We start from the raw sequence: 23719 nt of genomic DNA on the forward strand, positions 1-23719 counted from the left end.
CGCGACCCGGGATTATAGGCGGTAGTTTCAGGCTCGTTGAGAACCTGCCCCCGTCAGAAGAAGTGTCGCAAACCGATTCCTACCACTGACTGAACGTCACCCGAGGCAGGCGAAAGTGTATTGATCTGCGCGTGTGCGAACGGTGATCCGTCACCGGTGGCGTGTTGATAAACACCTTGTGCATAGACGCTGGTGCGATGCGACAGCGCATATTCCGCCACCAGACCGAACTGGTTCCAGTGTGGTGCGCTACCGTTCACTTTGGCCGACGTGTACGTGTATGCACCTTCAACGCTAAATGTAGGCGTCACATGATAGACCGCATTGAGCTCGACATTGTCGAAGCTCATCGAGCTTGCGCCGTTAAAGCTCGTGCTCTGGTATTCGCTCGTGGGTTCCGATAATGTCGTGCGCGTGATGTTGGCATGCAACTCCGCGCGCTGGAATGCATAGCCGACACCGATGCCGTAAATGCGCTGCCCGTTCGCGGTGAAATTGGCATCGGCAACATCGACTGCACCAAAGGTGCCGGGGCCGTCGTCGCCGGGATGGCTGAGCTCTTCATAGACAAGCGCAGCACTGAACGGTCCTGTGTGATAGCGCGCGGCCGCCTCCCACACGCGGTTGTCGGCGAAACCTGAGCCGACTCCCGAGGTCGACGTGGCCTTGTTGCTGAACGCGTAAGTGGCGCCGACGTCGAAGCCGGAAAAACTGATGCTCTCGTATCGCACTGCATTGTTCAGCAGGAAGGAGTCCCACAGATTGTCGTTGTCGAACGGGTGCGCAAAGAATGTTCCGCCCCAGCTTCCGACTGCTGAGAAGTCACCTAGATAAGCGATCATCGAATCGGACTGGCGGCCGAGTTTGAGTGTGCCGAGGTGGTCGTTCGCGAGACCGACCCATGCGTAGTCGCCGAACATCCGGCCGCTCGGCCAGGAGGTGCCGTTGTTGGCGGAGAACGTGGTGGACAGCATGAACAGCGCCTTGTTGCCACCGCCGAGATCCTCTGTGCCGCGCAGGCCCCATTTCGTTGGCGCGGTGGTGCCGCTGACCATCTGGACCGCGTGCGAGCCGCCCTGATTCGGGGTATAGACAATCCCCTGGTCAATGATGCCGAATAGCGTGACGCTGTTGTCGTTGCTTGCGTGTGCGCTGAGCGCGACCGCGCTCAGCACGCAGCCCAATAGTGCGTGTCGTTTCATGTTGTGATTCAGCGGATAGAGGTCGAACGGAATGCCGCACGGGGCGTGCCGCGCGCGGCTTGTCCCGCGCGCTGGCAGCGGCGCACCTGGCGGGTGCAGGGGTTACTTCGTGGTTGTCGCTGTGTCCAGGTACTTGTGCGTTAACCGGTCTATGGTGCCGTTTTGCTTGAGTTGGGCGATCGCCGCGTCGAGCATCTGTAGCGTGTGCGGATCGGCCTTGCGCACGCCGATTACGCTGCTTGCGGAGAGCATCGCGGGATCGACAATCTGTGCGCCCGCCAGTTCGAAGTTCTTGCCCTCGGGTTTTGCGAGGAAGCCTAGTTGGGCGGCCGCGCCAACGACCAACGTACCGTCGAGCCGTCCGTTCTGGAGGTCGGCGTAGACGCTGTTCTGGTCCTGATACTCGACGATTGTCACACCGTGCGGGGCCCAGTTCCGCTTCGCGAATGCCGTCTGCGTGGAGCCTTGCAGGACGCCGATACGCTTGCCGGCGAGCGATGCCGCTGTGGGCTGCAAGTGAGCGGCCTTCGCGGCGACGAGGCGAATGTCCGCCGGGTACAGCGGCGTCGTGAAATCCATCACCGCGCGTCGTGGGGCCGTGTCGGCGAGCGACGCATTGATGGCATCGAACTTGCGCGATTGCAGCCCGGCAATCAGGCCGTCGAAACTCCCTTCCACCCATTCGCATTTCACATGGGCGGCGGCGCACAGGGCATTGCCAATGTCGATATCGAGCCCCACGAGTTGACCGCTCGGCAATTTGTATTCGTACGGCGGATAGGTCGGATCGGTACCGAAGCGCAAGGTTTCGGCCTGCGCGGACTGTGCGAAGACGAGGGCCACGGCGGCGAGCGCCGGCAGCAGGGTCTGTTTCATGGGTATGTCCTGACTGGATTAACTGGATGTGCTTTTAGGTGAAAAGACCGGCTACGCCTCAAGGCGCGCGAGCGCCAGCGTCACGAAGAAGCGCACACCGAGCGGCAGCACCTCGTCGTTGAAGTCGAACTCGGGATGATGGCAATAGACGCCGCCCTGCCCGAGCAGCACGTAAGCGCCGGGCCGGCGCAGCAGAAATTCGGAGAAATCCTCGGAGCCGTTGAGCGGCGGAAAATCGCGCAGGACGTTCGCCTCGCCGAACACCTCTGCCGCTGCGGTGGCCGCGGCCTCGGCCTGCTTGCGATGGTTGATCGTCGCGGGCGAGCTGCCGTAGAACGTCACCGCGATCTCGCATTCGGTCGCGAGCGCGACGCCCGCGCAGATCGACTCGATGCGCGCCTTCATCCGTGTGCGCACGCTTTCGTCGAACGTACGCATGGTGCCGGTCATCTGTGCATGGGAAGGAATCACGTTCGACGTGCTGCCTGCATGAATGCTGCCAATGCTGAGCACGGCGACCGAGGCGGGGTCGATCGCGCGACTCACGACAGTCTGCAGCGCGCAGACGAGCTGCGCCGAAGCCGCGATCGGATCCTTCGTCCTCTCCGGCGACGAGCCATGACCGCCCACGCCGGTCACGTCTATCCGCAACTCGTCGCACGACGCCAGCATGGCGCCGTCGCGCACGCCGAACGTGCCTGGCGCGAAATGCGGCGCATTGTGGATGGCGTAGATTTCGTCGAACGGAAAGCGGGTTTCGAGCCCGTCGGCCAGCATGGCCAGCGCACCGCCGCCGGTTTCCTCCGCCGGCTGAAAGATCAGTACGATCGTTCCTGCGAAATCGCGATGACGGCTGAAATGACGCGCTGTGCCGAGCAGCATCGCCGTATGGCCGTCGTGGCCGCAACCGTGAAAGACCCCTTGCCGCAAGGAGCGGTGCAACGGGCGTCCTTCCTCTTCCATGGGCAGCGCGTCCATGTCGGCGCGCAACGCAATTGCCCGCCCCGTGCCCGACGTCGTGCGCGTGCCCCGAATGATGCCGACCACGCCCGTTTTGCCCACACCCGTATGTGTTTCGATATCCCACGCGCGCAGTTTCGCGGCGACGAGTTCGCTCGTGCGCGTCTCGTCGAACGCCGTTTCCGGATTGGCGTGAATGTCTCGCCGCAATGCAACGAGCTCGTCGATGTCCGCATCGATGACGTTCAGTCCCACTTTCCCTCCTTGTCTTGGGTGCTTCCGGCCGCGCCTCACAGACGGCGGCGGAGTGGCTATACTAGCCAGCGCCGCGACTGGTCAATTTCCAGTTTTTTATGTACATAGCCAACGCTTATGGGCCGCGGAAACCATGAAAACCACCCAATTGCGCACTCTCGTCGCCGTTGCCGAGCACGGCACGCTGATGGCCGCCGCCGAGGCGCTGTGCCTGTCGCAGCCTGCCGTGACCAAGAGCATCAAGGAGCTGGAGGCGCGCTTGGGCGTCCAGCTGCTGCTGCGTAGCGGCTCGGGCATCCGTTTGACGCCGTATGGCGAAGCGCTGCTCAGGCATGCACGCACCGTCGTGACTGAGATCGCGCGGGCCGAGCAGGAACTGGAGGAGATGAAGTCGTCGGCTGGGCGGACACTCGAGATCGGCGTATCGCTGCTCGCCGCGTCGATCGTCGTGCCGGACGCGATCCACGTGTTCCGTGCGCGGTTTCCGGATGTGCAGCTCGACGTGCACGAGTACCAGACGATGCGGCTCATGGACGGCCTGCGCGACGGCTCGTTCGACATGTGTATCGGCTTTACCGGCGAAGGCGATCCGAGCAACGAGTTCCGCGTGATACCGCTCGGTAATGTGTCGCAATCGCTGGCGGTCAAGCTGGGCGATCCGCTTGCAGGAGAGAGACGGCTCGCACGTTTGCGGGAGGCGCACTGGCTCTACAACTACACGCGCAAGAGCGTGCCCGCATTCTGGGCTGCGCTGACCGCACGCGCAGGCGGCACCGGAGGATCGATTGCGCCGCCTTCGCGCATTACGGTTTGCACCGCACGGCGGCTCTATACGGAGCTCGCGAGTGAGGCAGGGGTGGTGAGCGTCTGGCCGGACTTTCAACTCAACGAGGAAATCGAGCGCGGCACGCTGGAGCGCGTGGCACTCGATATCGCGCTACCTCGCCTCGCGCTCAGCCTGATTTGTCGCAAGGATCGCGTGCTGGACGACGCGGCGGAGTACTTCATCGACTGCCTGAAGAGCAAGGCGCTGCCGGATTGAAGGCGCGGCGGCCTTCCGATTGCTCGCCGGGCGGGACGCCAGACAACCTATGCCTTTGTCGTCATTCGCGACGGCATGCCGCATCTTTTCGAGTCGGCGCTCTACAGATTTGCCCGCCGCCGACGTCCTGAGTCGTATCTGCGCGACTACCATGCTGGGTCCCGTGCCGCACGCGGCGCGTTCCTATCACCGGGTTTTCGCATGAGTCTTCTAATTCGTTTGCTGATTTTGTTGTTCACCAGTCGTCGCCGGAGTCGGCTGCACGTGCTCGACACGTGTGTCACGCCTTTTCGCGTCTGGCTAAATGACCTCGACGTATTGCTCCATATGAACAACGGCCGCTATTTCACGATCCTCGATCTGGCGCGCGTCGATCTGATGATGCGTAGTGGCCTATGGCGGCAATTGAAGACACAAGGCTGGTATCCAGTCGTCACCTTGGAGACGATGCGTTTTCACCGGTCGCTCGAGCTTGGCAACCGTTATAACGTCCAGACTCGTGTTATCGGTTGGGATGAAAAGCACATCTTCATCGAACAAGGGTTCGTGCGCGATGATGTGCAAGTCGCACTGGCCGTCGTGCGAGCACGATTCCTGAAGCGAAGTGGCGGCGTTGTGACGACCGCCGAGTTGATGCAACTCTCCGGGATTACGCAGCCGTCGCCGACGTTGCCCGGATGGGTCGCGAACTGGAGTGAGGCCGAAGGCGGCATGGCGGTTCGGTAGGCTTCGGCTATCCGGCCACCACGCGGTTGCGGCCATTGTGCTTGGCCCGGTAAAGCCGCTCGTCGGCGACTCGTAAGAGGGCGTCGATCGTGTCGCCGTCGCGGCCGAACTCGGAGACGCCAACACTGACAGTCACGGCGACGGGTCGCCCGGTTCCGGTATAGAACTCCTCGGTCGCCACGGCGCCCCGGACGCGCTCCGCGATCGAACGTGCCATGTCGAGCGCGGCTTTAGGCAGCAGCACCATAAACTCTTCGCCACCGACTCGCGCCACGCCGTCATAGGGCCGAATCGCATCAAGGCATTTCTGCACGAATCGTTGCAACACCTCGTCGCCCACCTGATGACCGTAGTTGTCGTTGATCAATTTGAAGTGGTCGAGATCCAGCGCCAGCAGCGAGAACGGCGCACCACCTCGCCTCGCTCGCGCAATTTCCGCCTCCACTTGCTGGATAAACTCGCGCCGGTTCGCGGCACCCGTCAGCGGATCGGTCGCGGCGAGATGCTCAAGCTGGTGATTGGTGCGTTGGAGCTCCTGCAGCGCGCTTTCTGTGCGTGCCATCGCCTCGGCGATGCGAGCCATCAGTTCTTCCTGGCTGTAGATCGTCGAAAAGGACCGTGTCGTGCGAAAGGCTTGAACAACGCCATAACTCAGCAAAAAGAAGCCGGCTGCGAAGATCGCGTGCGCCAGCCACCACATATGGTTCCAAGGCTTGCCGAGAATGAACGCGAGCGACGCCAGCGCGAAGAAAGTGATCGAGATGCCGTAGATCACCATCAGCGGCGAGCGAATGCGACGCTGCATCAGCGTCATGACGTTCAGCGTCGAGAAGATGAGCGCTCCGCCCTCCATCGAGAGTCGCACGGCGAGGTTACCCGCAATGGGCGAATACGCAATGATTCCGACGACCAGGTCGATCAGGACGAACACGGCAATCCACATCAGCCACGGGCGCGGCTTCGCGCGCCGCTCGACCGCGTCCGGCGCGTGGTGGTAGGAATGGAGCCCGACCAGCAGCAGCACCGACATCACCAGACGCGATGCCGGTCCATATAGCAGGAATAGCCAGATATTGTGGTGAGCCATGCCGGTGAACGCGCCGTGCAGCGCATAGACCACCACAAAGCCTAGAAAGCCCAAAGTCAGCCACCGCAGCAGCGGTTCACCCGACGACATATAACAACGCCAGGTCACATAGGTGACAAACAGCCCCTCGAGCGTCGCGGCGGCGATCGCGATTTCGTGGAACGCGTGGTTTTCGAACTTCAGGCTCGGGTCCTGAAAGAAAGCCAGATAAGCAATCAGGTAGGCGGGAACGAGCGCAAAACCAATGACCAGCAAGCCTGAGTAGATCTTGGTCACGATCCCGATGATGCGGCGCGGCTCTTCGATTGAGATGGTCGTGCTCATGTGCCAGCCTCCGACAATACTTCCGTGGTTGTTCGCATCGCCGAGCGTTTGACGTGGGAATCGGCCGGCCCGGACACGCCACTATACCGTCGTGCAGAACCAGGCATACCGCGCAGAGGACTACCGTCAGACAATTGGAAGTATATGCGCCAGGTTTCGTCTGGCAAGACGCCCGACATGTCGAATCTTGATAGCTAGCCCTATAGCGCGACGACATGGAGGACGGCGGCGACTACCGATGAACCGCCGATGACCAATGTGACAAGAAAGGCGCGGTATGCCGCGCCTTTCATGGGTTATCCAAATTTGACGAGATTAAGCACCGGCAGCGGGCCGCCCGGGATTTGAACTAGCTGGCCCCCGCCTACGAGCAGACCCAGGTCGATGCCGAAGAAGCCGAGCCGCTCGATCAGTCCGCTCACAGCCGTTTTCGCCTGCGCGTCGTCGCCTGCGAAGAACAGCACTCGGCGTCCGCCCTCGGCCTGTGGGTCGGCGGAGAGGAGGTGTGCCGGCAGATGATTGAATGCCTTCACGACGCGCGCGCCCGGCACGAGGTCGGTGAATGTTTCACTCGACGTCCGGCCATGCAATTCGGCCGGTTTGAACAGCGGCGCCTCGATCGGGTTGTTCGCGTCAATCACGATGCGTCCGCCGAAGTCCGGCAGCCCGGCGAGAGCGGTCGGCAGCTTCGACCAGTTCACTGCGACGAGGACGATGTCCTGCGCGGCCGCTTGTTCGCGCGTTCCCGGCCTGATCGAAGGGCCGAGTTCACGCGCGAGGTCCGCGAGCGACGCTGGGCCTCGGCTGTTCGCAATGATGGCTTCGATGCCTTTGCCCGCTAGCGCTTTCGCGAACGCGGACCCGATGGCGCCTGCGCCGACGATACCGATGGTGCTCATAGTGATGCTCCCTGTGAAGGGTGATGAATCAGGTGGTAGAGCCGCCGATGACGAGCGCGGTCTTGCCTGTAAGGGGGCATTTGCCGTTCACTCCAGCGGGTAAGTGAATGAATGTTGCCGTCTTTATTCCAATATGATTAGACGGAAATTGCTTGAATTATTTTCAACTGATGCTTTAAGATCTTTGCATGGAAACTCTCGCCAACCTCGAGTCGTTTGTCCGCAGCGCCGAAACGGGCGGCTTCTCCGCGGCCGCGCGGCGTCTTGGGCTGACGCCCGCTGCGGTCAGTCGGAACGTTGCGCTGCTGGAGCGCAATCTTGGCGTGCGGCTGTTTCAACGCTCGACGCGCAAGCTCACGTTGACCGAGGCAGGTGAGCGCTTTCTCGTCGAAATTGGCGGCAATCTGGACGCGCTGCAGTCAGCGATTGCGTCCGTCTCGACCGATCGCGGCGAGCCGGCAGGCGTGCTAAAAGTCAGCATGGCGCCGACGTTTGGCATCACGTACGTCATGCCGCTGCTGCCGGCGTTCCTCGCGCGCTATCCGATGATTCGTCCGGATTGGCACTTCGAGAACCGGCAGGTCGACCTGATTGCCGAGGGATACGATGCAGCGCTGGGTGGTGGATTCGATCTCGCGCCGGGTGTCGTGTCGCGCGCATTGGCGCCTGCGCATCTCGTGGCGGTCGCCTCTCCGGCTTACATGGCCGGTCGCGTGCTACCCGCCGATCCCGGCGATCTTGCCGAACTCGACGGCATCGTGATGCGCGCGAGCCGCACCGGCCGCGTGCGCCATCGGACCATGCGCAACACGGCGGGCGGCGAAATGCCTGCGCGGCTTGGCGAGACCATTATCGTCAACGACCCGGCAGCGATGCGTGAAGCTGCGATTCTCGGACTGGGTGTGGCGCTGCTGTCCGTGTCCGACGTGCTGGCGTCGGTCGAACGGGGCGAACTCGTGCGATTACTGCCGCGCTGGTACGCGGACGCCGGGGCGATTTCGATCTATTACGCAACGCGGGCGCTGCTGCCGGCGAAAACACGGGTGTTTGTCGATTTCGTTGTCGAGGCGTTCGAGCGGGAGCGGTTGGCTGAGCGGTTTGCGGGAAGCGTTGAATGAGCCGTGCCGGGCAGGTCGTTGATGCCGTTCTGCCATTGCAACGTCGTATCAATTCGTGCCGGGCAGCACGCTAGCGCTGCAATAGAATTTTTTGGGCGGCGGTGCAAGTTGCGCGACGCGTACCCATTGAGTCGCCGGGCTGTAGGCCGTGTTTTGAATGAGGACCAACGGCAACTTTACGTCAATCACCATTCCCAGGTTGGTATCCATGCCGCGTTGGGGATCTTTCTGAATGGCTCTCAGTTGGTCCTGGTAACACTGCTGATTGTTGTGATCGATTTCGCGCTTAGTTTGTTCGGCCAAGACTTCTTCGCTTTTCCGTTTCGCGTAACCGTCTTGATTGTAGTAATAGAACGTCGCGTATCCCGCAGTCATCTGGTCACCGTAGCTCGCGGATTCAGTGATTTCAACTTGATAGGCACCTAAGACATTCGCTGGAGATTGCTTATCCAAACAAACTCCTTTCAGGTCGTCACTGCTGCCTCGATAGACGCCACCGTTCCCTTCGCACCACGCGTCGAGTTTCTTTCGGAAAGTGATGTAGTAGCCTTGTCGATCGATGAACGTCCAAAGGTTCTTGTTCACGCGTTTGGCACGGTAGGCATCGTTGGGGAAGTCCCCTTGATGTCTTACTTCGCTACCAGGTGCGCTATCGATAAACTGGTCGAAGGTTGTTGTCGGGGGCGTGTCGTCCGCATGAGCGTACAAGGGCAACGTAGCGACAGAGAGAAAGGCCAAAAATACAGTTTGGTGGACACGGGCGGTGTATTTCATCGCGAGTTTAATGAGTGGGATTTTTTGATAACAACACCATTCAGATGTCGGCATCACGGGCCAATATCTTTAGCGCCTCGCGTTTCAAGGTCACCGACCAGCTGCGTGTTGTGCCTTCCGGAACCCTCCGCCGCCCAGTAATTCATTTGCTACACTTGATCGGGAAGCAGACCTGTTTGGCGCGCGGTCTGACCCTGATGGCGGCGGCTGAGTTGCGCATCAACACGACTCGAGTACGTTGACGTTCCTTCTGTTCATGGACTTGGCGCCACGATTGCAGGCCCAAGCGTCGGTCTTTCGTCGCAGGGCGTGAAATAGTGCAGAGGTGTCGCCATGATCCAGTCTTCCGATTTCCGGAGTAAAAAGATTGTGCTTAATCATGGAGACGGCCGTATGCCCGCGCTCGGATTTGGCACACTGATTCCCGATGCAGCTACCACTGTCAGTGCTACCAGAGACGCGCTGGAAGCCGGTTATCGACACTTCGATTGTGCCGAGCGATATCGGAACGAGCGCGAGGTGGGCGAGGCGCTGGGGATAGGGCTTGCTGCCGGTGGGATCGCGCGTGAAGACATCTTCGTGACCACAAAATTGTGGAACTCCAATCATCGACCCGAGCGTGTCGAACCGGCTTTCGAGGCAAGTCTTGAAAGGCTCGGGATCAACTATCTTGATCTCTATCTGATACATACTCCGTTTGCATTCCAACCGGGAGATGAGCAGGATCCGCGCGATGAAAACGGCGATGTCATCTACGATAAGGGCGTGACTTTGCTGGACACGTGGAGGGCGATGGAATACCTCGCCGACCATGGAAGATGCCGGGCCATCGGACTATCCGACATCGGCTTGGAGGAATTGCGACCTCTCTATGAATCGGCACGCATCAAGCCGGCGGTGGTGCAGGTCGAAGCGCATCCGTATCTTCCGGAGACGGAACTTCTGGAATTCTGCAAAGAGAAAGAGATCGTGTTTCTGGCCTTTGCGCCATTGGGTCACGGAATCAGGCCGGGGCCGCTTGAGGATCCAGTCGTCTTGCAGATTGCCGCGCAAATCGCAAAGACGCCTGCACAGGTACTCCTTGCCTGGGCGGTCCAGCGTGGCGGGGCTTTGCTCACCACCCCCAAAACTGCCGCTCGCGCGCGCGAGAATTTCGATGTCTCCGCGCTTCCAGCAGACGCGTTCGACGCGATCAACCAGATCGAGACGAGGCAGAGGTTCAACGAAGTCGTCAAGACGGGCAGCCCCGGGTTTATCCCGCGGCGTACGCAATAGATAGACGTGAACGGTATGCGGAGGTACTCCATGCAGGAAGAGAAAATACGTGAAGCCCTGAATGCGCACTGGCAGGCGTCGGCGTCGGGTGATCTCGACGCGGAACACGATATTTACGACGACGATGCCATCTGTGACTATCCGCAATCAGGTGAACGAATCGTCGGGCGAATGAATTTGCAGGCACTGCGGGGGCATCATCCAGATAAGCCGTCAGGTTTCAATGTCAGGCGAACCCAGGGAGAAGGTGATCTCTGGGTCACGGAATACACCATCACCTATCAGGGGCGGGCGGCTTACACGGTAAGCATTATGGAGTTCCGCAACGGCAAGGTCGTTCACGAAACCCAGTATTTTTCGGATCCTTTTGACGCACCGGGTTGGCGGAGTCAATGGGTTCAGAAGATCGCATGACGTCGCACAAGCGCAGCTACGTCTGCGAGGAAACAAACCGGCATAACGCCTTCTATCGGATCTTGATGACAACCTTACCCTTTACACGTCCCGTTTCGACGTAAGCCAACGCCTCTTTGGTTGAGTCGAACGGGAAAATCCGATCGATCACGGGCCTTATTGCACCTGCGTCGACGAGTGCAGCGATCCGCCCTAGCTGGTCGCCATCGGCACGCATAAAAAGGAATGAATAGCTGACGTCATGGCGCTTCGCCGCCTTTCGGATGCGATAGCTTAGAAAGCGCATCACCGTTTTCAGGAACCACGAGGCTCCCATCTGCTTAGCGAAATCAGGATCGGGCGGACCGGCGATGCCGATGAGCTTGCCACCCGGATTGAGCACTCGCAATGATCTTTCTAGCGTATTCCCGCCCTGCGTATCCAGCACTACGTCGAAGTCTTTCAGCACGGCGGAAAAGTCGTCTTTCTTGTAATCGATGACGATATCCGCACCGAGCTGCTTCATCAGTTCGGCATTCGCGGCACTCGCTGTCGTCGCGACGGTCGCGCCCAGATGCTTCGCCAGTTGAATGGCAACGCCGCCCGAGCCAGCGTGGATGAGCACCTTCTGCCCTTTCTTCAGTTGTCCTCTTTCGACCAGCGCCTGCCAGGCGGTCAAGCCCACCAACGGGATTGAAGCCGCTTCTTCCATACTGAGCGCTTTGGGCTTGAGGGCGACAGCGTCTTCCCTGATCGCGATGAATTCCGCGAAAGTACCGATCCGATCTTTAGGCGGTCGCGCATAGACTTCATCGCCCGGCTTGAATCGCCGCACACGCGATCCGACGCGGGTAACGACGCCGGCCAGATCGTTGCCCAGAATCAGCGGCAAACGATAGGGCAAAATGAGTTTGAACTCTCCATCCCTGATCTTTGAATCGAGAGGGTTCACGCCAGCGGCGTGAATCTCGATCAATACGTCATCCTCACGTATTTCCGGGACCGGCATATCGCCGGCTCGAACACCATTCTTGCGTCCATATCGATCGGCGACGACTGCCTTCATCATGGTTCCTTGTTCCTTGTCAGTTTCGGTTTGCATCAGGTAGCACCGTCTACATTGCGAGCCGCAGATCTTTGCGAATGCCGGCGTCCACCATGCCCGCTGGCGCAAATCTGCGTAGCAAGCGCAGACGGCCGGCGAGGCCGCCGGCTGTATAGCGGAGTTTCGGGCGAGCTGCGAGGGCGGCCTGCAATACGGTTTCGGCCACAACTTCAGGACCGTCGGCGCTCTCGACCACCTCCTTGACGCGCTTATTCACGGCCGCGCGCACCTCGCGGTACGCGTCGAGAGGAGCGTCGGGCGCCATGAGGTTCGCGTCGAAAGGCGTCTTGATGTAGGCAGGCTCAATGACCGATACCCGGATGCCCATCGTGCGCAACTCGTGGTCAAGCGACTCCGAATAGCCTGCTACCGCGTGCTTGGTGGCGGAATACAGCGCCATGTAGGGCATGGGTAAGAAACCCAGCACAGAGCCGATGTTGATGATGCGACCGTGACCTTGCTGCCGCATATGGGGCAGCACGGCGCGCGTCATGCGGACAATCCCGAAGAAGTTCGTATCGAAGATCGCACGGGCCTGGTCAAGCGAACTCTCTTCCGCCGCGGCAGGGGCGACGCCGAAGCCCGCGTTGTTCACCAACAGGTCGATGCGGCCATGCAGGCCGAGCACTTCCTTGACGGCTGCTTCAACCGAAGCGTCGCTAGTCACGTCGAGCGGCAGCATCTCGAACGTCCACTGGCCGGCTTGTGCACCGTGCCGACTGGTGCCGTAGACCTTATATGCGGCCTTCGCGAGGCGGTTTGCCGTGGCTTCGTCGATGCCTGACGAGGCGCCCGTCACGAGGGCTATTCCGCTTTTCATCATGTTCTTCCAATAGTGATTACAGGATTGCCCGAGCGTTTATCTTGTCACAAATATGATGCTCGTCATATTTGTGGTTCAACAAAAACGCATGCCGGATACGCACGCGGATCTACTCCTCGGTGGGTGCGAATTTTTTCAGTGCGGCTTCAAGAAAACTGTCCGACAGCTTAGGGTCGTCGACGGCGCGCGCCAGGACCATGGTGCCGACCATGTTGGCAACGGTCATAAGCGCCTGTTCATGCGCGCCCGGTTGCCCCCAATCGGGCAATTGACGCGCAACGACATCGATCATCTCCTTGATGCGGCGGGTGGCCGCGCGCCGCACGACCGGCGCCTGGCGCGGCATCTCCGAGCCAAGCGCGGAGACCGGGCAGCCCGTCTCTATGGCTTCGCGGTGCTCCTTCGACAGATAGGCGCGCACCATCGACGCCAATGCCTGCTCCGGCGGCGCGGAGGCGGCGATTTGCTCTGACAGGGCCACAGCCTCAGCACCGGCGCGGTCAGCGGCTTCCGCAAGCAGCACCTCGCGCGATGGGAAGTGCGCGTAGAAGCCGCCGTGCGTCAGGCCGGCCTCCTTCATGATGTCGGCCACGCCCGTCCCGTCGTAGCCGCTGCGCCGGATCGCGCGCGCGGCAACATCGACGATGCGCTCGTGCGTGATTTCCTTACGGCTAACGGGTTTCCGTTTGGTTGATGGTTTGTGCATGATGGCCATCATATAACATTTCGGCGCAGTTTGCTGCAAGAGGGCAATGCCGATGGAGATCGATGCGTGCCCTTCAATTATCCTATTGAACCGGCGGCCGAAGGATCGATCCTGCAGCAAGGGTTCAACGTTCTCTTGTTGTGAATATGAACCGCGTGTCGAAATAAAGGAGAAGTACAAATGGAGGCAGCAGCATTGCCAGCGGCAATCACACCGGCGCAAACCGCGCTTGTCGTCATGCATTATCAGACTGATATTCTCGGGCTCTTCCCATCGGTCGCGCCGGCCTTGCTCGCCAATACGCGCAAGCTATGCGACGCGGTGCGGGCCAAAGGCGTCAGCGTCTATTTCGCCAACCTTCGGTTCAGTCCGGGCTATCCGGAAGTCAGCCCATTGAACAAGAACGGGCAGGGAATCAAGCAACTTGGCCTCTTCGTCGAAGACCGGACCTCGCCGGAGTTAGGCCAGCAGGCCAGTGAGCCGCTCATCGTCGCCCATCGCGCCAGTGTGTTCTTCGGCACCGATCTGCAGGCACGACTTCTCGCACAAGGCGTCGATTCGCTGATTATGGTCGGCATTGCGTCGACCGGTGTCGTGCTGTCGTCGGTCGCGTATGCGAGCGATGCGGACTTCCGGCTGTACACGGTCAAGGATTGCTGTTACGACCCGGATCAGGTGGTACATGAACATCTGTTCGCCACCGCATTTGATTCGCGCACCAAAGTGCTGTCGCTCGCGGATGCGTTGCTGCTGCTCGCCTAGGCGCTCGAGGTTCGTTCTGAAGCAAACCCGGGCTTGTCGGGTGACTGATAGGTCGCCGGTGCGGCAGATCGTTGATGGCCGAACTCAGCCGGACGACGGCTGGCTTGGATCGACCCGATTCAGCCACTCGGCCCGGACTGATGGATGTCTGCTGTAGCGACAATACTAGTTCATCGCACCATTCATCGAACTCGATGGCCACACCCTTTTTCGAGTGACGCCGAGCGAGCATCCACCGCCGACAGTTCACTGCCCAGCGCCTGCAGGCTGGCTTTACCGCGCCTGCACCTGCAACGGCGCACCCGGCTTGCCCGCCACTTGCGGGGCGATCACGAGGTAACGACGGGTGTCGCCCGTCGGGCTCATGCCCGGCGTGACCACCTGCCGAATCTGGCCGATTGTATTCACGATGGCCGAACCGGCCGGGTTAGTCATGAAGTTCGCCAGCACGTCGATATCGCCGCTACCGTCAGGATTATTCGACAGACCAAGGACATACGGCTGCTTTGGCTGTAGTCCAGTGACCGCGGCCTGCAGCACCTGCACCAGTCCCTGCTCGAACAGGGCGACGCTTGTAGGCGCGGTGGCCGGATCCGCCGACTTGCCCGTTCCAACCGGCACCATCGTCAAATGGCCGGCTTGTCCCGCCACGCCTAGCGGCACGGTATTTTGCGTACCGTCTCCCTCTGGAACCGCGTTTGGCACGTACGTCACCGCCTGTGGCGCCTGCCCAATCGGCACGGTCGCAATGACTTGGTTAGTCAGCGTATCGATGGCGGTTATTGCATCTGCGTTCTCAAGCCCGACATAGACGCGGCTGCCGTCGCCCGACGGCCAGATACCATGCGGCAGACTACCAACGGGTATGGTTGCGACCTGCGAGAAGTCGTCGGTGCGGAATACCTTGACCTGATTCAGGCCGCCCACGGTCACATAAGCAAACATGCCGTTGGCGTTGCGCACGATGTTCACGTGGTTGGTGATTGGCCCCGTATCGAGGGTCTTCAGGAGCGCGAATGGCGGATGTGCATCGAACACCTGGGTCTTGCCCACGTCCTTGAGCGTGAACCAGACCTGCTTGCCGTCCGGGGTGGCCGCGAGGTCCGGGCAGAACGGGCTTGCCTGCTTCACGTTGCCGACAATCGTGTGATCGGCCACGGAGATCACCTCGACCTCCGGATTGAACGACGAACACACATAGCCGTATTTGCCGTCTGGCGAAAAGATCTGCATGCCTGGGCCGGCCGGAACAATAATCCGGGTTTTCTCTTCGAAAGTCTTTCCGTCGAGCACTGCTACGTAGTTTTCTCCGCGCACGGTCACCCACACTTCCTTGCCGTCAGGGGTGAAGAACGCTTCATGCGGCGAGCGGCCCACGTAGGTGACATGCTTGACAGCGTTGGTTTGCGTGTCGATGAACGAAACCGAGTTCGAGCCGATTGACACCACCGCGATCGTTCGATGGTCCGGTGAGTAACCCATGCCGTGCACGAGCACCTGACCGTGATACAGCGGGCTGAAATTTCCCGGAGACGGCTCACCCAGGCGAATCACGCCGACCAGCCGGTTGTCGGCCGGATCAGTTACGGATACGGTGTTCGAGAATTGCTCGGCGGCATAGACACGGTCGTGGTGGCTCACCGGTATGTCCGGATCGGACAGCAAACCGGGGGCCTGGCCGGCCCAGGCGGATTGGGCGACAGCCATCACGATGAAAGTCAGCCCGCTGGCGAGAATCAACATGTGTTTCATCACGGCTCCTTATGCATGCGCATTTGTGTGTCGTCAGGGGACATGGGTGTTGCCGGAGCGGGCACGGAGGCCGGGGCGGGCTGCTGGTCGGGTGCGGGAGCCGACGGTGGCAGCGGCTGGCCCAACGCGAGGCGCATCGCGATAATTTCCTGCTGCTGCTCCACGACAATCTCCTGCGCGATGCGTCGGAGCCGTTCGTTGTGCCCGTAGCGCAGTTCAGCCTGGGCCATGTCGATGGCGCCCTGATGGTGCGGCGCCATCATCGCAACGAAATCCTCGTCGACGTCGCCAGACGGCTTGATGGACATGTCGTCCATCATCTTCGTCATGGCCTTGTCATTCTCGGACAGAAATGGGGCTTCTTCGGCTGTTGCGCTGGCCGGACCGGCGGCCAACGCGGCAAGAGAGGTACTCAGCATCACCGTCGCTGCGGCCACAACGGTCAAGCGCACAGTCGAACGGAAAATGGAAGGCATGGAACGCACCCCTATCAGCAATCAACCGTGGCTTGTTACCCCATGCTCATGGCTTCGCGATTGATCGGCGGTGGTCAGAGATCCGAGCGATGTCGGACCGCAATAAGCACGCTACAGCGTAAGCGTGCGAAGTTCGCCGCGCGCGATGCCGGCGAGCGTGCGCCAGGCAAGTACGAGGAACAGAAGGCTTACCGCGCCGAGCAGGATGGCTGCCAGCCACTGCGCCGGCCAGCTGTTCATGCGCGCCGCGACCTTGAGGCTCGCAATCGCTAGCGCAGCGATAGGAAAGCCCACGGCCCACCATGACACGCGGAACGGACAACACGCCGGCAGTGACAGCAGTTTCGGCAACAGCACAGCGAACATGAACAGCCCGAGGTAGAACAAGGCATAGGCGAAGAGATCGATCTGGCCCGCCACATTGAGGTACGCCGAAAACCCGACGGCAAAGGGCGCGACGAGGATCAACAGTGAAGGCTGCAGCCCTTGGGGCAAAGGCTCCTCGAAGATCAGGCGCGACAGGATCATCGTGAACAGCGGCACGGCGAAAAACAGGCCGACCGACAACGCGAACAGCGACACCGCGTGCGAGCCCGGCAGCCCAAGCGGAATTCCCGCAATGGGGATGTCGAGCGTTCCCACCACAGGCACGATCCACGCCGGCGTGGCATGCGCCACCTGCTGCCGCACGCTCATCCACCGGTTGACGATGACCCACGCGAACCCAATCATGAGCACCGCGCCGATCCACCATAGAACGGCCGCCAGCCATGGTACATAAGGCGCAAGCACCGCCGGCAGGAGCAGCAACGAGATGTTGAACCCGCCGAAAAAGTTCGCTGCGATCGGATGGTTGAACTCAGCGCGCACCGCCGCCGGCGCACTGGCGCACTTTATGCTGTACGCCACGGTCATCACGACGAACACGACGACCGAGGCGACGCCAAGTGCCTCGCCGATCCATGGCGGCACGCCGAAAACCGTGGCCGCCAGGCGCCACGCGAGTGCGAGCCCGCACAGGCCCATCACCGAGCCGTACAAGCTGACGGGCAAATACGCGAGACTGCCGGCAGGGGCGCTACCCGCAACGACGGGAGACGGGGTGGAAGGGGTGGTGGCGCTCATCGCACGATGATGCCTTGTGACGTTCGCCGGCTCAAGAGGCACAACCGGGATTTGGCTACGAATCCGCCGCATCTTTCCCTGGATACCAATCTTTGCCCGTCGACTTCGGTACAGTGCGGGCCAGGTTTCGCACCCTCTTTGGGCATTCGCTTTGTCAAGGCACAAACGTTAGCGAATATCCTCATCTGGCAATGCAGCCACTGTCGCCTGTTATCGCGCCGGACTCCCGGAGCGAGCGCCAGGTGTGCGCAATCGATCAGCGAACGGGCGCACGTGGTATCGTGCGACGCGTCGCGCAGTCAGAATGAGTTTTCAACGTGAAGCTCATGCGCCGTTATAGACGCCCCTACAACAGAATGTTCACGCTTCCCGTCGCAACCGGCGACCAACCGCCCCGCAATCAAGAAAATCCCCGCGAGCTTCTCAAAACCGTTGTCGCAGCATCGCTTGTAACTGGCCTCGAAATGTTCGATTTCACCGTGTTCGGATTCTTCGCGGTGATGATCGGAGACCAGTTCTTCCCAGCGAAAGATCCGATGACTTCGTTACTGTGGGCAGTCGGCACATTCGGCGTCGGCTTTTTCATGCGACCTGTTGGCGCGATGATCATCGGCGCTTACGCGGACCGCGTGGGACGCCGCGCAGCGATGACGAGGACCAGCTGGATGATGGCCCTGGGGACGGCCGCGCTTGCCCTCTGCCCGTCGTTTGCCAGCATAGGCGTGATCGCGCCGCTCGTGGTCATCGCCGCTCGATCGTTGCAGGGTTTTGCCGTCGGCGGCGACATCGGCGTTGCCGCGACCTTCGTGATGGAGGCAGGGCCTGTGTCGCGCCGCGGCTATCTGGTCAACTGGCAACTCGTTAGCCAGGGCGCGGCCGCGTTGCTCGGCGCAACCTTGGGCGTGCTGCTGACCAGCACGATGTCACCGGCTGCTCTTGCTTCGTGGGGCTGGCGGATCCCATTCCTGATCGGTCTGCTGATCGCGCCAGTCGGTCTTTACGTTCGCTACCGGCTTCGCGATGATGCGATTTCCACCAACACCGCCAGACATGCCGGCACACCGCTCGCCGAACTGTGTCGCGAACATGGGACGACGATCCTGCTGGCGATGCTGATGATGATGGGGCAAACCATACCGGTCTACGCGATCGTCTACTACATGCCGAGCTATGCGACTCGCGTGATGCACCTGCCCGCCGTCATCGGATATATGGCTTCCGCGTTGTCTGCGCTGCTGCTGGTCGTCATTCCGCCGCTATCCGGCCGTCTCATCGACCGTCTGCCTCGCCGCAAGCCACTGGCTCTCATTGCCTCAGGATGCACGGCGTTTCTGGTCTATCCGGTCTTTCTGATGATTACCCGTGCGACCAGCGCGCTGCCTGTCTTGTGTGGCGTCGCGCTCATTAGCACAATGGTGGCGCTCGGCGCAGGCGCCGTCGCCCTGCTTGTACTTGAAGCGCTTCCTGCGCGGGTGCGCGCCAGCGGCATGGCCGTTTCGCATGCGCTGCACGTCGCCTTGTTTGGCGGTACCGCTCAATTCATCGTGACGGGATTGATCAGATGGACCGGCGATCCCATGTCTGCAGCCTGGTATGTGACGCCAGCGTGTGCGGTGAGCTTTTGTGCGCTGATGCTGTTCAAGGAACAGCGCTTCGAAACCTGAACTGCCGCGCACGCACTGACAGCTATCGCCGCGCCTAAACCACCTTACCGGCCAAAGCCCGAAAATCCTGTGGCGCCATGTCGTAGGCCCGTCGGAAGGCGCGCGTAAAATCAGACGCGCTTTTGAAGCCGAGTCCGTAGGCAATCTCTATGACCGCCAGGTGTGGATGCCGGATCAGATCATCGGCCGCATGGCGTAGCCTCAGGTGGCGGATATAAGCACCAACGCCGCCTTCGTGCTGAAACAGGCGGTATATGGTCGGGCGAGGAAATTGAAGCGCATTCAGCACGCTTTCGGGAGAGAGTTCATCGTCAGTCAGGTGCGCCTGAATATAGCGCCGTACCTGACCGAACATGGCTGCCCGGGCCGCAGCGCGCGTGTCGCCGCTCAGGCGCGCCTGCCGTCCAAATGCTGCGACAAGGAGCTGGGCCGCCGCGCGTATTGCGCCGTCCGCTTCATCCGCACTCATGCATGCGATTTTCCGACTGAGGGTCGCAACGTGTTCGGTGATCAGTCGCTCGAGCGGCGTCGAACCATGGAGCACACGGCCGTGGATCGCCTCCGGATCAGGAAAGACTTCCTGTATTAACTCGCCCGGCACGAAAAACGCGAGCACCCTGCATGCCTGGCGTTGCATTCGAACAGGTTGGTTCATATCCAGTGCAAGGATGCTTGCGGCCGAAGGCGTGGGGCCGCGCGGGGAGGTGCGCACGGCGACGTTCTCAACGCCGCCCTCCAGAAACACATGAAAAACGAAGTCGCGTACCCGGTCTGTCGAGATCCGGGCCAGCGAGCGCTCGAGCACAACCAGGTCAGACCGGCAATCGGTAAATACAAGCTCGCCAACCTGATAGCGGTCAATCGAAGCCTGAAACGGCCTGTCCAGGTCACATCGCGAGGGCAGCACGTCAATAAGATGACCGACGCGATCCCGCCAGGCGAGCATGCGCCGCTGTGGCGCTTCCCCCTGCACGCTGAAATGACTATGGGCGATGCCGTGGTTCAGCGGTCGGCAGACATCAACCGTGGGTGCGCGAGAGTTCATGCGAAAAAGCTCTTTACTGAAATGTGCCTCGACGTCTTCTGGCGTAGACGCTTTGGAAATTTAACCGAAAATCTGCCCGGTGTGAGTTTTTCCAAAAACGGCTTGGGAATTTCTCAGGAACTGACACGCACAGGCGAACCTGCTTATGCACGTAAGCGTACCTTGAGTGTCGATAATGGGCCGCAGTTCGCCAGGAACCAGCCATTCGGCTGTGCAACCCAGACGGCTCTTCGCGGCCGAACTCGCAAGTTCGATGGGGGAGCGAGTTCGACCCGTTGTGGCGCGTCGACTCAGCGCGACATCTATGGCGGCTTTGAAGGTACAACGGCCGTTCGTCGACTCGCGACGGTAAGTTCAAAGCGATGCGACCACCAGGCGGTGGCAACTTTCCAGGATGGCTATTGTGTGATGAGCGTCAGGCGCTGCTTCAAGCCGCTAAGCCACCGGCTTCGTGAAGAATCCATTTCGTAAATGCCTGGAGTGGTTCTTCACTCAACGCGATCGGCTCAGGAAGAACGAGGCAGAAGTTTTTGGTAATCGCTTTGCCGTCGGGCCAAGGCGCGACCAAGCGGCCTTGTTCAAGCTCTGCCCCGATGTAAAGACGCGGCACCAATGCCACACCCAAGCCGGCTAGCGCCGCCTCTATCAGCATGGAATGGAGATCGTACCGTGCGCCGACCGCCGAATTGGTCAGTACGATGCCGGCCTCTTGTGCATAAAGCTGCCATGCGTCCGGATTTTGTCGCCTGTGAAGGCGTGGCAGTTCATCTAGCGATACGTTCGCATCGGCGTCTGCGAGCAGCGCCGGACTACAGACCGGCACCAGCACCTCCTCCAGCAGGCGATGTAGATGCATACCCGCCCATGCTGGATGCTCAAAATGAATTGCTGCGTCGAAACCGCTACCGGCAAGAATGAAGGGTTCCATCCGTTCGGCGATATGCACGGTAATGTTCGGATGCTTATTTTGAAAGCGTTTCAGCCGAGGGATAAGCCAACGGGTGGCAAAGGTCGGAATCGCGGCGATATCAATGCTCGCGCCCTCGAGGGGCTGACCCATCAGATATAGGCTGTCCCGTTCCAGCCGATCCAGAATCTCGCGAACCTGCACCGCGTACCGCGTGCCGTTGGGCGCAAGCCGAACCCGATTTCCAATGCGCTCGAACAGCGCGACACCCAAAAACGCCTCCAATCGACCAATCTGACGACTGATCGCGCCCTCGGTCAGCGCTAATTCCTCGGCCGCGCGGGCGAAGCTGCCGTGTCGAGCCGCGGCCTCAAAAGCCAGCAGCGCGGAATTGCTCGGAATCTTACGTCGCATTGGAGTCTTGCCGGTTGGTATGCATTCGACGACAGCTTGAGTAAACGTCACTGAAGGCTGACTTTATATCGTTATATACGCGAGAAATGTCAGATTAGCATTACGTTAATGCAATGAACATGAATCGTTTGCTGCGATACGCTCACCCGTCACGAAGGATAATCTGATGATCTACACCGTCGAATGCAGCTTCGCGGATCCCGACAGCGAAGCCGAATGGAACGACTTCTACAGCCTTGAAAAACTGCCCGCCCTCATCTCGGTGACTGGCTTTCACACGTCGCAGCGCTTCAAGTCGTTAAGCGATGGTTGCCCGCGCTACCTGGCCGTCCACACGATTGACGGACTCGATGTCCTAACCGGAGAGGAATATCGCCAGAAAGGCGGCGGCAATTTTGCAAGGTGGCAGCAACACATCACCGACTGGCACCGAAACCTCTACAGCGATATCGGCCTTGCGCCGGCGGTCAATGCAGACGAACTCCTCGCGCTGTGTGCGAGCGGCCCCGAACCTCTGATCCGGATGGGTCTTACACCGTTGGCCATGCGAGCCGTTGCGCTGGAGAAGTTTCCGGAACGCCGTTGGCTCGCAAGACTGCCTCGGCGAAACGCCCAGCTTGTCGAGAGCATGTCTGAACGCGTCCACCTTTACTCGCCGATGACGGAACAACTGACAAGCTCCCGCACTGTTTCGACCGAACAGGAAAAATAGGCCCGCGATGCCCAATGTCACTTTCTATATGCCTACGGGGCAAATGCCGTCTGATGAGAGGCTTGCCGAGCTTTCCTGCGACTGCATCGAACTCTGTACGAGTGTCCTTGAAGCAGAACTCAAAAACGTTCATGTCATCTATGTTGACGTTCGGCATGGGCACGGACATCCCGTCTTCGCGGAAGTCCAATATCGCCTTGAGACGTTTCGTACGCCCCTGGTAATGAACAGGTTCATGGAAGGCCTGGACAGCGCCATCGCGCGCCGCACTGGCCTCACGGCGCGCATCCGTTGTTTTGGGTATGCCGCATCGAGCATTCACGCCCGAAATTAGAAAGTCTTCCGGAGAAGAATTGTGTCCACCGTTACCTTTCCAAGTCAGCGAGCAGGGGATTTCACGATCACCGCAATCAGCGACGGTTACCTCACCGCCAGCCTGGACGTCCTCTCGAATATCGACCCGTCCGAGGCCTCGAGAATGCAAAGTGATGCAGGGCAGAAGGAGGCTTCAGCCGTGCATATCAACTGCTAAGTGGTACGCGGAGCGGGCCGTACGATTCTCATCGATGGTGGGGCTGGAGGCATCAAGCAATGGGGCGGCCGCCTGCTAACCAATTTATCGCTTGCTGGTGTCGAACCATCCGAGATCGACACCATCCTGCTCACACACGCCCATCCCGACCATGTTGGAGGGCTAGTCGACACAGCCGGACACATTAGCTTTCCGAATGCGGAGCTTGTTGCTCATCAGCGAGAGGTCGAATTTTGGCAGGATGACGGAAATCTAAGTCGTGCCAGCGAGCGTGCCCGCGGTAACTTCCTGATCGCGCGTCAAGTGTTCGACGGCTACCGCGACAGGCTTCGCACTTTCGATGAGGGGGAAGTGCTTCCCGGTATCAGAGCGATGGCGCTACCGGGACACACAGATGGACACTCAGGATATCTTATCGAGTCCCGTGATCAGGGCCTGCTTGTTTGGGGAGATATTGTTCATTTTCCACACATTCAGATTGAACGGCCAGACGTATCGATTGCATTCGATCAAGACCCCTCTCTCGCAGCCACCACACGATCACGGCTTCTGGACCTGGTTAGTTCGGAGGGACTTTTGATCGCCGGTATGCATTTGGGGGAACTCGGCTTCGCGCGAATCAAGCGGATGAGTGGGAGCTACGGTCTGCTTTACGAGACCGAAGCATGAGGCCGCGCACAGAAGCAACTATGTCTGATACCACTTCGGTACTCTGGACTGGAGCAGCTAGGAACACCGCGATACCGTGACAACGGCCGTGGCCGC

The 23719-nt window shown here is 60.1% G+C and carries 24 protein-coding genes and 1 pseudogene; 11 read left to right on the forward strand and 14 right to left on the reverse strand.

Annotation, left to right across the window (positions count from 1 at the left end; all coding sequences use genetic code 11):
• Positions 1-53: 53 nt before the first annotated feature.
• From PQQ96_RS07355 to PQQ96_RS07365, 3 genes are all read right to left on the reverse strand, one after another.
• Positions 54-1202: a porin gene (locus PQQ96_RS07355; protein ID WP_408290415.1), complete on the reverse strand. Its 1149-nt coding sequence runs from the start codon at positions 1200-1202 to the stop codon at positions 54-56.
• A gap of 102 nt (positions 1203-1304) precedes the next feature.
• Entirely contained in the window at positions 1305-2078 is a 774-nt protein-coding gene (locus PQQ96_RS07360; RefSeq protein ID WP_408290417.1) for a transporter substrate-binding domain-containing protein, read from the reverse strand.
• A 51-nt stretch (positions 2079-2129) separates the two neighbouring features.
• Positions 2130-3293 carry an amidohydrolase gene (locus tag PQQ96_RS07365; RefSeq protein WP_408290418.1) on the reverse strand — a complete coding sequence of 388 codons (1164 nt, stop codon included), beginning with the start codon at positions 3291-3293 and terminating at the stop codon, positions 2130-2132.
• Positions 3294-3426: 133 nt separating this feature from the next.
• Here PQQ96_RS07365 and PQQ96_RS07370 point away from each other — a divergent pair, with 133 nt between their 5' ends.
• Both PQQ96_RS07370 and PQQ96_RS07375 read left to right on the forward strand, forming a co-directional pair.
• On the forward strand, positions 3427-4335 hold the full coding sequence (locus PQQ96_RS07370) for a LysR family transcriptional regulator (RefSeq protein ID WP_408290419.1): 909 nt from the start codon (positions 3427-3429) through the stop codon (positions 4333-4335).
• Positions 4336-4536: 201 nt separating this feature from the next.
• Complete coding sequence (locus tag PQQ96_RS07375) at positions 4537-5061, forward strand: thioesterase family protein (protein ID WP_408290421.1); 525 nt, start codon at positions 4537-4539, stop codon at positions 5059-5061.
• Positions 5062-5068: 7 nt separating this feature from the next.
• On the opposite strand, the gene PQQ96_RS07380 is transcribed toward PQQ96_RS07375, so the two are convergent.
• Entirely contained in the window at positions 5069-6472 is a 1404-nt protein-coding gene (locus PQQ96_RS07380; protein ID WP_408290423.1) for a GGDEF domain-containing protein, read from the reverse strand.
• 296 nt (positions 6473-6768) lie between these two features.
• Positions 6769-7371 (reverse strand): NADPH-dependent F420 reductase, encoded by a 603-nt coding sequence (locus PQQ96_RS07385; protein ID WP_408290425.1) that lies wholly within the window; start codon positions 7369-7371, stop codon positions 6769-6771.
• Positions 7372-7559: 188 nt separating this feature from the next.
• On the opposite strand from PQQ96_RS07385, the gene PQQ96_RS07390 reads away from it, so the two are divergent.
• Entirely contained in the window at positions 7560-8489 is a 930-nt protein-coding gene (locus tag PQQ96_RS07390) for a LysR family transcriptional regulator (RefSeq protein WP_408290427.1), read from the forward strand.
• A 48-nt stretch (positions 8490-8537) separates the two neighbouring features.
• Here the strand turns inward: PQQ96_RS07390 and PQQ96_RS07395 are convergent, their stop codons facing one another.
• A complete protein-coding gene (locus PQQ96_RS07395) occupies positions 8538-9263 on the reverse strand; it encodes a hypothetical protein (protein WP_408290429.1) in 726 nt (241 codons plus the stop codon).
• A 14-nt stretch (positions 9264-9277) separates the two neighbouring features.
• Between PQQ96_RS07395 and PQQ96_RS07400 the strand changes: the two genes are divergently transcribed.
• The 3 genes from PQQ96_RS07400 to PQQ96_RS07410 all read left to right on the forward strand — a co-directional run bounded on the left by PQQ96_RS07400 (position 9278) and on the right by PQQ96_RS07410 (position 10952).
• Entirely contained in the window at positions 9278-9505 is a 228-nt protein-coding gene (locus tag PQQ96_RS07400) for a hypothetical protein (protein WP_408290430.1), read from the forward strand.
• Between the two features lie 91 nt (positions 9506-9596).
• Complete coding sequence (locus PQQ96_RS07405; protein WP_408290432.1) at positions 9597-10538, forward strand: aldo/keto reductase; 942 nt, start codon at positions 9597-9599, stop codon at positions 10536-10538.
• A gap of 30 nt (positions 10539-10568) precedes the next feature.
• Positions 10569-10952, forward strand: a complete 384-nt coding sequence (locus tag PQQ96_RS07410) for a nuclear transport factor 2 family protein (protein ID WP_408290433.1) — start codon at positions 10569-10571, stop codon at positions 10950-10952.
• Positions 10953-11004: 52 nt separating this feature from the next.
• On the opposite strand, the gene PQQ96_RS07415 is transcribed toward PQQ96_RS07410, so the two are convergent.
• From PQQ96_RS07415 to PQQ96_RS07425, 3 genes are all read right to left on the reverse strand, one after another.
• Complete coding sequence (locus tag PQQ96_RS07415) at positions 11005-11997, reverse strand: NADP-dependent oxidoreductase (RefSeq protein WP_408290476.1); 993 nt, start codon at positions 11995-11997, stop codon at positions 11005-11007.
• Positions 11998-12046: 49 nt separating this feature from the next.
• On the reverse strand, positions 12047-12856 hold the full coding sequence (locus PQQ96_RS07420) for an oxidoreductase (RefSeq protein WP_408290478.1): 810 nt from the start codon (positions 12854-12856) through the stop codon (positions 12047-12049).
• A gap of 112 nt (positions 12857-12968) precedes the next feature.
• Entirely contained in the window at positions 12969-13577 is a 609-nt protein-coding gene (locus PQQ96_RS07425; protein WP_408290435.1) for a TetR/AcrR family transcriptional regulator, read from the reverse strand.
• A gap of 168 nt (positions 13578-13745) precedes the next feature.
• Here PQQ96_RS07425 and PQQ96_RS07430 point away from each other — a divergent pair, with 168 nt between their 5' ends.
• On the forward strand, positions 13746-14327 hold the full coding sequence (locus PQQ96_RS07430) for a cysteine hydrolase family protein (RefSeq protein ID WP_408290437.1): 582 nt from the start codon (positions 13746-13748) through the stop codon (positions 14325-14327).
• Between the two features lie 273 nt (positions 14328-14600).
• Here the strand turns inward: PQQ96_RS07430 and PQQ96_RS07435 are convergent, their stop codons facing one another.
• From PQQ96_RS07435 to PQQ96_RS07445, 3 genes are all read right to left on the reverse strand, one after another.
• Positions 14601-16079 carry a YncE family protein gene (locus tag PQQ96_RS07435; protein ID WP_408290438.1) on the reverse strand — a complete coding sequence of 493 codons (1479 nt, stop codon included), beginning with the start codon at positions 16077-16079 and terminating at the stop codon, positions 14601-14603.
• Positions 16079-16555: a DUF305 domain-containing protein gene (locus PQQ96_RS07440; protein WP_408290440.1), complete on the reverse strand. Its 477-nt coding sequence runs from the start codon at positions 16553-16555 to the stop codon at positions 16079-16081. The genes PQQ96_RS07435 and PQQ96_RS07440 overlap by 1 nt, the downstream gene beginning before the upstream one ends.
• A gap of 111 nt (positions 16556-16666) precedes the next feature.
• Entirely contained in the window at positions 16667-17680 is a 1014-nt protein-coding gene (locus tag PQQ96_RS07445) for an SLAC1 anion channel family protein (protein ID WP_408290441.1), read from the reverse strand.
• Between the two features lie 356 nt (positions 17681-18036).
• On the opposite strand from PQQ96_RS07445, the gene PQQ96_RS07450 reads away from it, so the two are divergent.
• Positions 18037-19344: an MFS transporter gene (locus PQQ96_RS07450; protein ID WP_408290480.1), complete on the forward strand. Its 1308-nt coding sequence runs from the start codon at positions 18037-18039 to the stop codon at positions 19342-19344.
• Positions 19345-19378: 34 nt separating this feature from the next.
• On the opposite strand, the gene PQQ96_RS07455 is transcribed toward PQQ96_RS07450, so the two are convergent.
• Entirely contained in the window at positions 19379-20389 is a 1011-nt protein-coding gene (locus PQQ96_RS07455; protein ID WP_408290442.1) for a helix-turn-helix domain-containing protein, read from the reverse strand.
• Positions 20390-20816: 427 nt separating this feature from the next.
• Entirely contained in the window at positions 20817-21710 is an 894-nt protein-coding gene (locus PQQ96_RS07460) for a LysR substrate-binding domain-containing protein (protein ID WP_408290444.1), read from the reverse strand.
• A 166-nt stretch (positions 21711-21876) separates the two neighbouring features.
• On the opposite strand from PQQ96_RS07460, the gene PQQ96_RS07465 reads away from it, so the two are divergent.
• From PQQ96_RS07465 to PQQ96_RS07475, 3 genes and pseudogenes are all read left to right on the forward strand, one after another.
• A complete protein-coding gene (locus PQQ96_RS07465; protein ID WP_408290446.1) occupies positions 21877-22422 on the forward strand; it encodes a sugar ABC transporter in 546 nt (181 codons plus the stop codon).
• Between the two features lie 7 nt (positions 22423-22429).
• Positions 22430-22756 (forward strand): hypothetical protein, encoded by a 327-nt coding sequence (locus tag PQQ96_RS07470; RefSeq protein WP_408290447.1) that lies wholly within the window; start codon positions 22430-22432, stop codon positions 22754-22756.
• A 21-nt stretch (positions 22757-22777) separates the two neighbouring features.
• Positions 22778-23623, forward strand: a pseudogene (locus tag PQQ96_RS07475) (MBL fold metallo-hydrolase).
• The last annotated feature ends 96 nt before the right edge of the window (positions 23624-23719 follow it).

Source organism: Paraburkholderia sediminicola, from assembly GCF_046027825.1.
Taxonomy (GTDB): domain Bacteria; phylum Pseudomonadota; class Gammaproteobacteria; order Burkholderiales; family Burkholderiaceae; genus Paraburkholderia; species Paraburkholderia sediminicola_D.

What these genes read in the sequence shown, in the direction of transcription:
- PQQ96_RS07470 (WP_408290447.1), top strand. Translation starts at nt 22,430, where the DNA reads ATGCCCAATGTCACTTTCTATATGCCTACGGGGCAAATGCCGTCTGAT.
- PQQ96_RS07405 (WP_408290432.1), top strand. Translation starts at nt 9,597, where the DNA reads ATGATCCAGTCTTCCGATTTCCGGAGTAAAAAGATTGTGCTTAATCAT.
- PQQ96_RS07415 (WP_408290476.1), bottom strand. Translation starts at nt 11,997, where the DNA reads ATGAAGGCAGTCGTCGCCGATCGATATGGACGCAAGAATGGTGTTCGA.
- PQQ96_RS07425 (WP_408290435.1), bottom strand. Translation starts at nt 13,577, where the DNA reads ATGATGGCCATCATGCACAAACCATCAACCAAACGGAAACCCGTTAGC.
- PQQ96_RS07390 (WP_408290427.1), top strand. Translation starts at nt 7,560, where the DNA reads ATGGAAACTCTCGCCAACCTCGAGTCGTTTGTCCGCAGCGCCGAAACG.
- PQQ96_RS07385 (WP_408290425.1), bottom strand. Translation starts at nt 7,371, where the DNA reads ATGAGCACCATCGGTATCGTCGGCGCAGGCGCCATCGGGTCCGCGTTC.
- PQQ96_RS07370 (WP_408290419.1), top strand. Translation starts at nt 3,427, where the DNA reads ATGAAAACCACCCAATTGCGCACTCTCGTCGCCGTTGCCGAGCACGGC.
- PQQ96_RS07430 (WP_408290437.1), top strand. Translation starts at nt 13,746, where the DNA reads ATGGAGGCAGCAGCATTGCCAGCGGCAATCACACCGGCGCAAACCGCG.
- PQQ96_RS07395 (WP_408290429.1), bottom strand. Translation starts at nt 9,263, where the DNA reads ATGAAATACACCGCCCGTGTCCACCAAACTGTATTTTTGGCCTTTCTC.
- PQQ96_RS07360 (WP_408290417.1), bottom strand. Translation starts at nt 2,078, where the DNA reads ATGAAACAGACCCTGCTGCCGGCGCTCGCCGCCGTGGCCCTCGTCTTC.
- PQQ96_RS07460 (WP_408290444.1), bottom strand. Translation starts at nt 21,710, where the DNA reads ATGCGACGTAAGATTCCGAGCAATTCCGCGCTGCTGGCTTTTGAGGCC.
- PQQ96_RS07450 (WP_408290480.1), top strand. Translation starts at nt 18,037, where the DNA reads ATGTTCACGCTTCCCGTCGCAACCGGCGACCAACCGCCCCGCAATCAA.
- PQQ96_RS07440 (WP_408290440.1), bottom strand. Translation starts at nt 16,555, where the DNA reads ATGCCTTCCATTTTCCGTTCGACTGTGCGCTTGACCGTTGTGGCCGCA.
- PQQ96_RS07380 (WP_408290423.1), bottom strand. Translation starts at nt 6,472, where the DNA reads ATGAGCACGACCATCTCAATCGAAGAGCCGCGCCGCATCATCGGGATC.
- PQQ96_RS07410 (WP_408290433.1), top strand. Translation starts at nt 10,569, where the DNA reads ATGCAGGAAGAGAAAATACGTGAAGCCCTGAATGCGCACTGGCAGGCG.
- PQQ96_RS07420 (WP_408290478.1), bottom strand. Translation starts at nt 12,856, where the DNA reads ATGAAAAGCGGAATAGCCCTCGTGACGGGCGCCTCGTCAGGCATCGAC.
- PQQ96_RS07465 (WP_408290446.1), top strand. Translation starts at nt 21,877, where the DNA reads ATGATCTACACCGTCGAATGCAGCTTCGCGGATCCCGACAGCGAAGCC.
- PQQ96_RS07355 (WP_408290415.1), bottom strand. Translation starts at nt 1,202, where the DNA reads ATGAAACGACACGCACTATTGGGCTGCGTGCTGAGCGCGGTCGCGCTC.
- PQQ96_RS07455 (WP_408290442.1), bottom strand. Translation starts at nt 20,389, where the DNA reads ATGAACTCTCGCGCACCCACGGTTGATGTCTGCCGACCGCTGAACCAC.
- PQQ96_RS07435 (WP_408290438.1), bottom strand. Translation starts at nt 16,079, where the DNA reads ATGAAACACATGTTGATTCTCGCCAGCGGGCTGACTTTCATCGTGATG.
- PQQ96_RS07375 (WP_408290421.1), top strand. Translation starts at nt 4,537, where the DNA reads ATGAGTCTTCTAATTCGTTTGCTGATTTTGTTGTTCACCAGTCGTCGC.
- PQQ96_RS07445 (WP_408290441.1), bottom strand. Translation starts at nt 17,680, where the DNA reads ATGAGCGCCACCACCCCTTCCACCCCGTCTCCCGTCGTTGCGGGTAGC.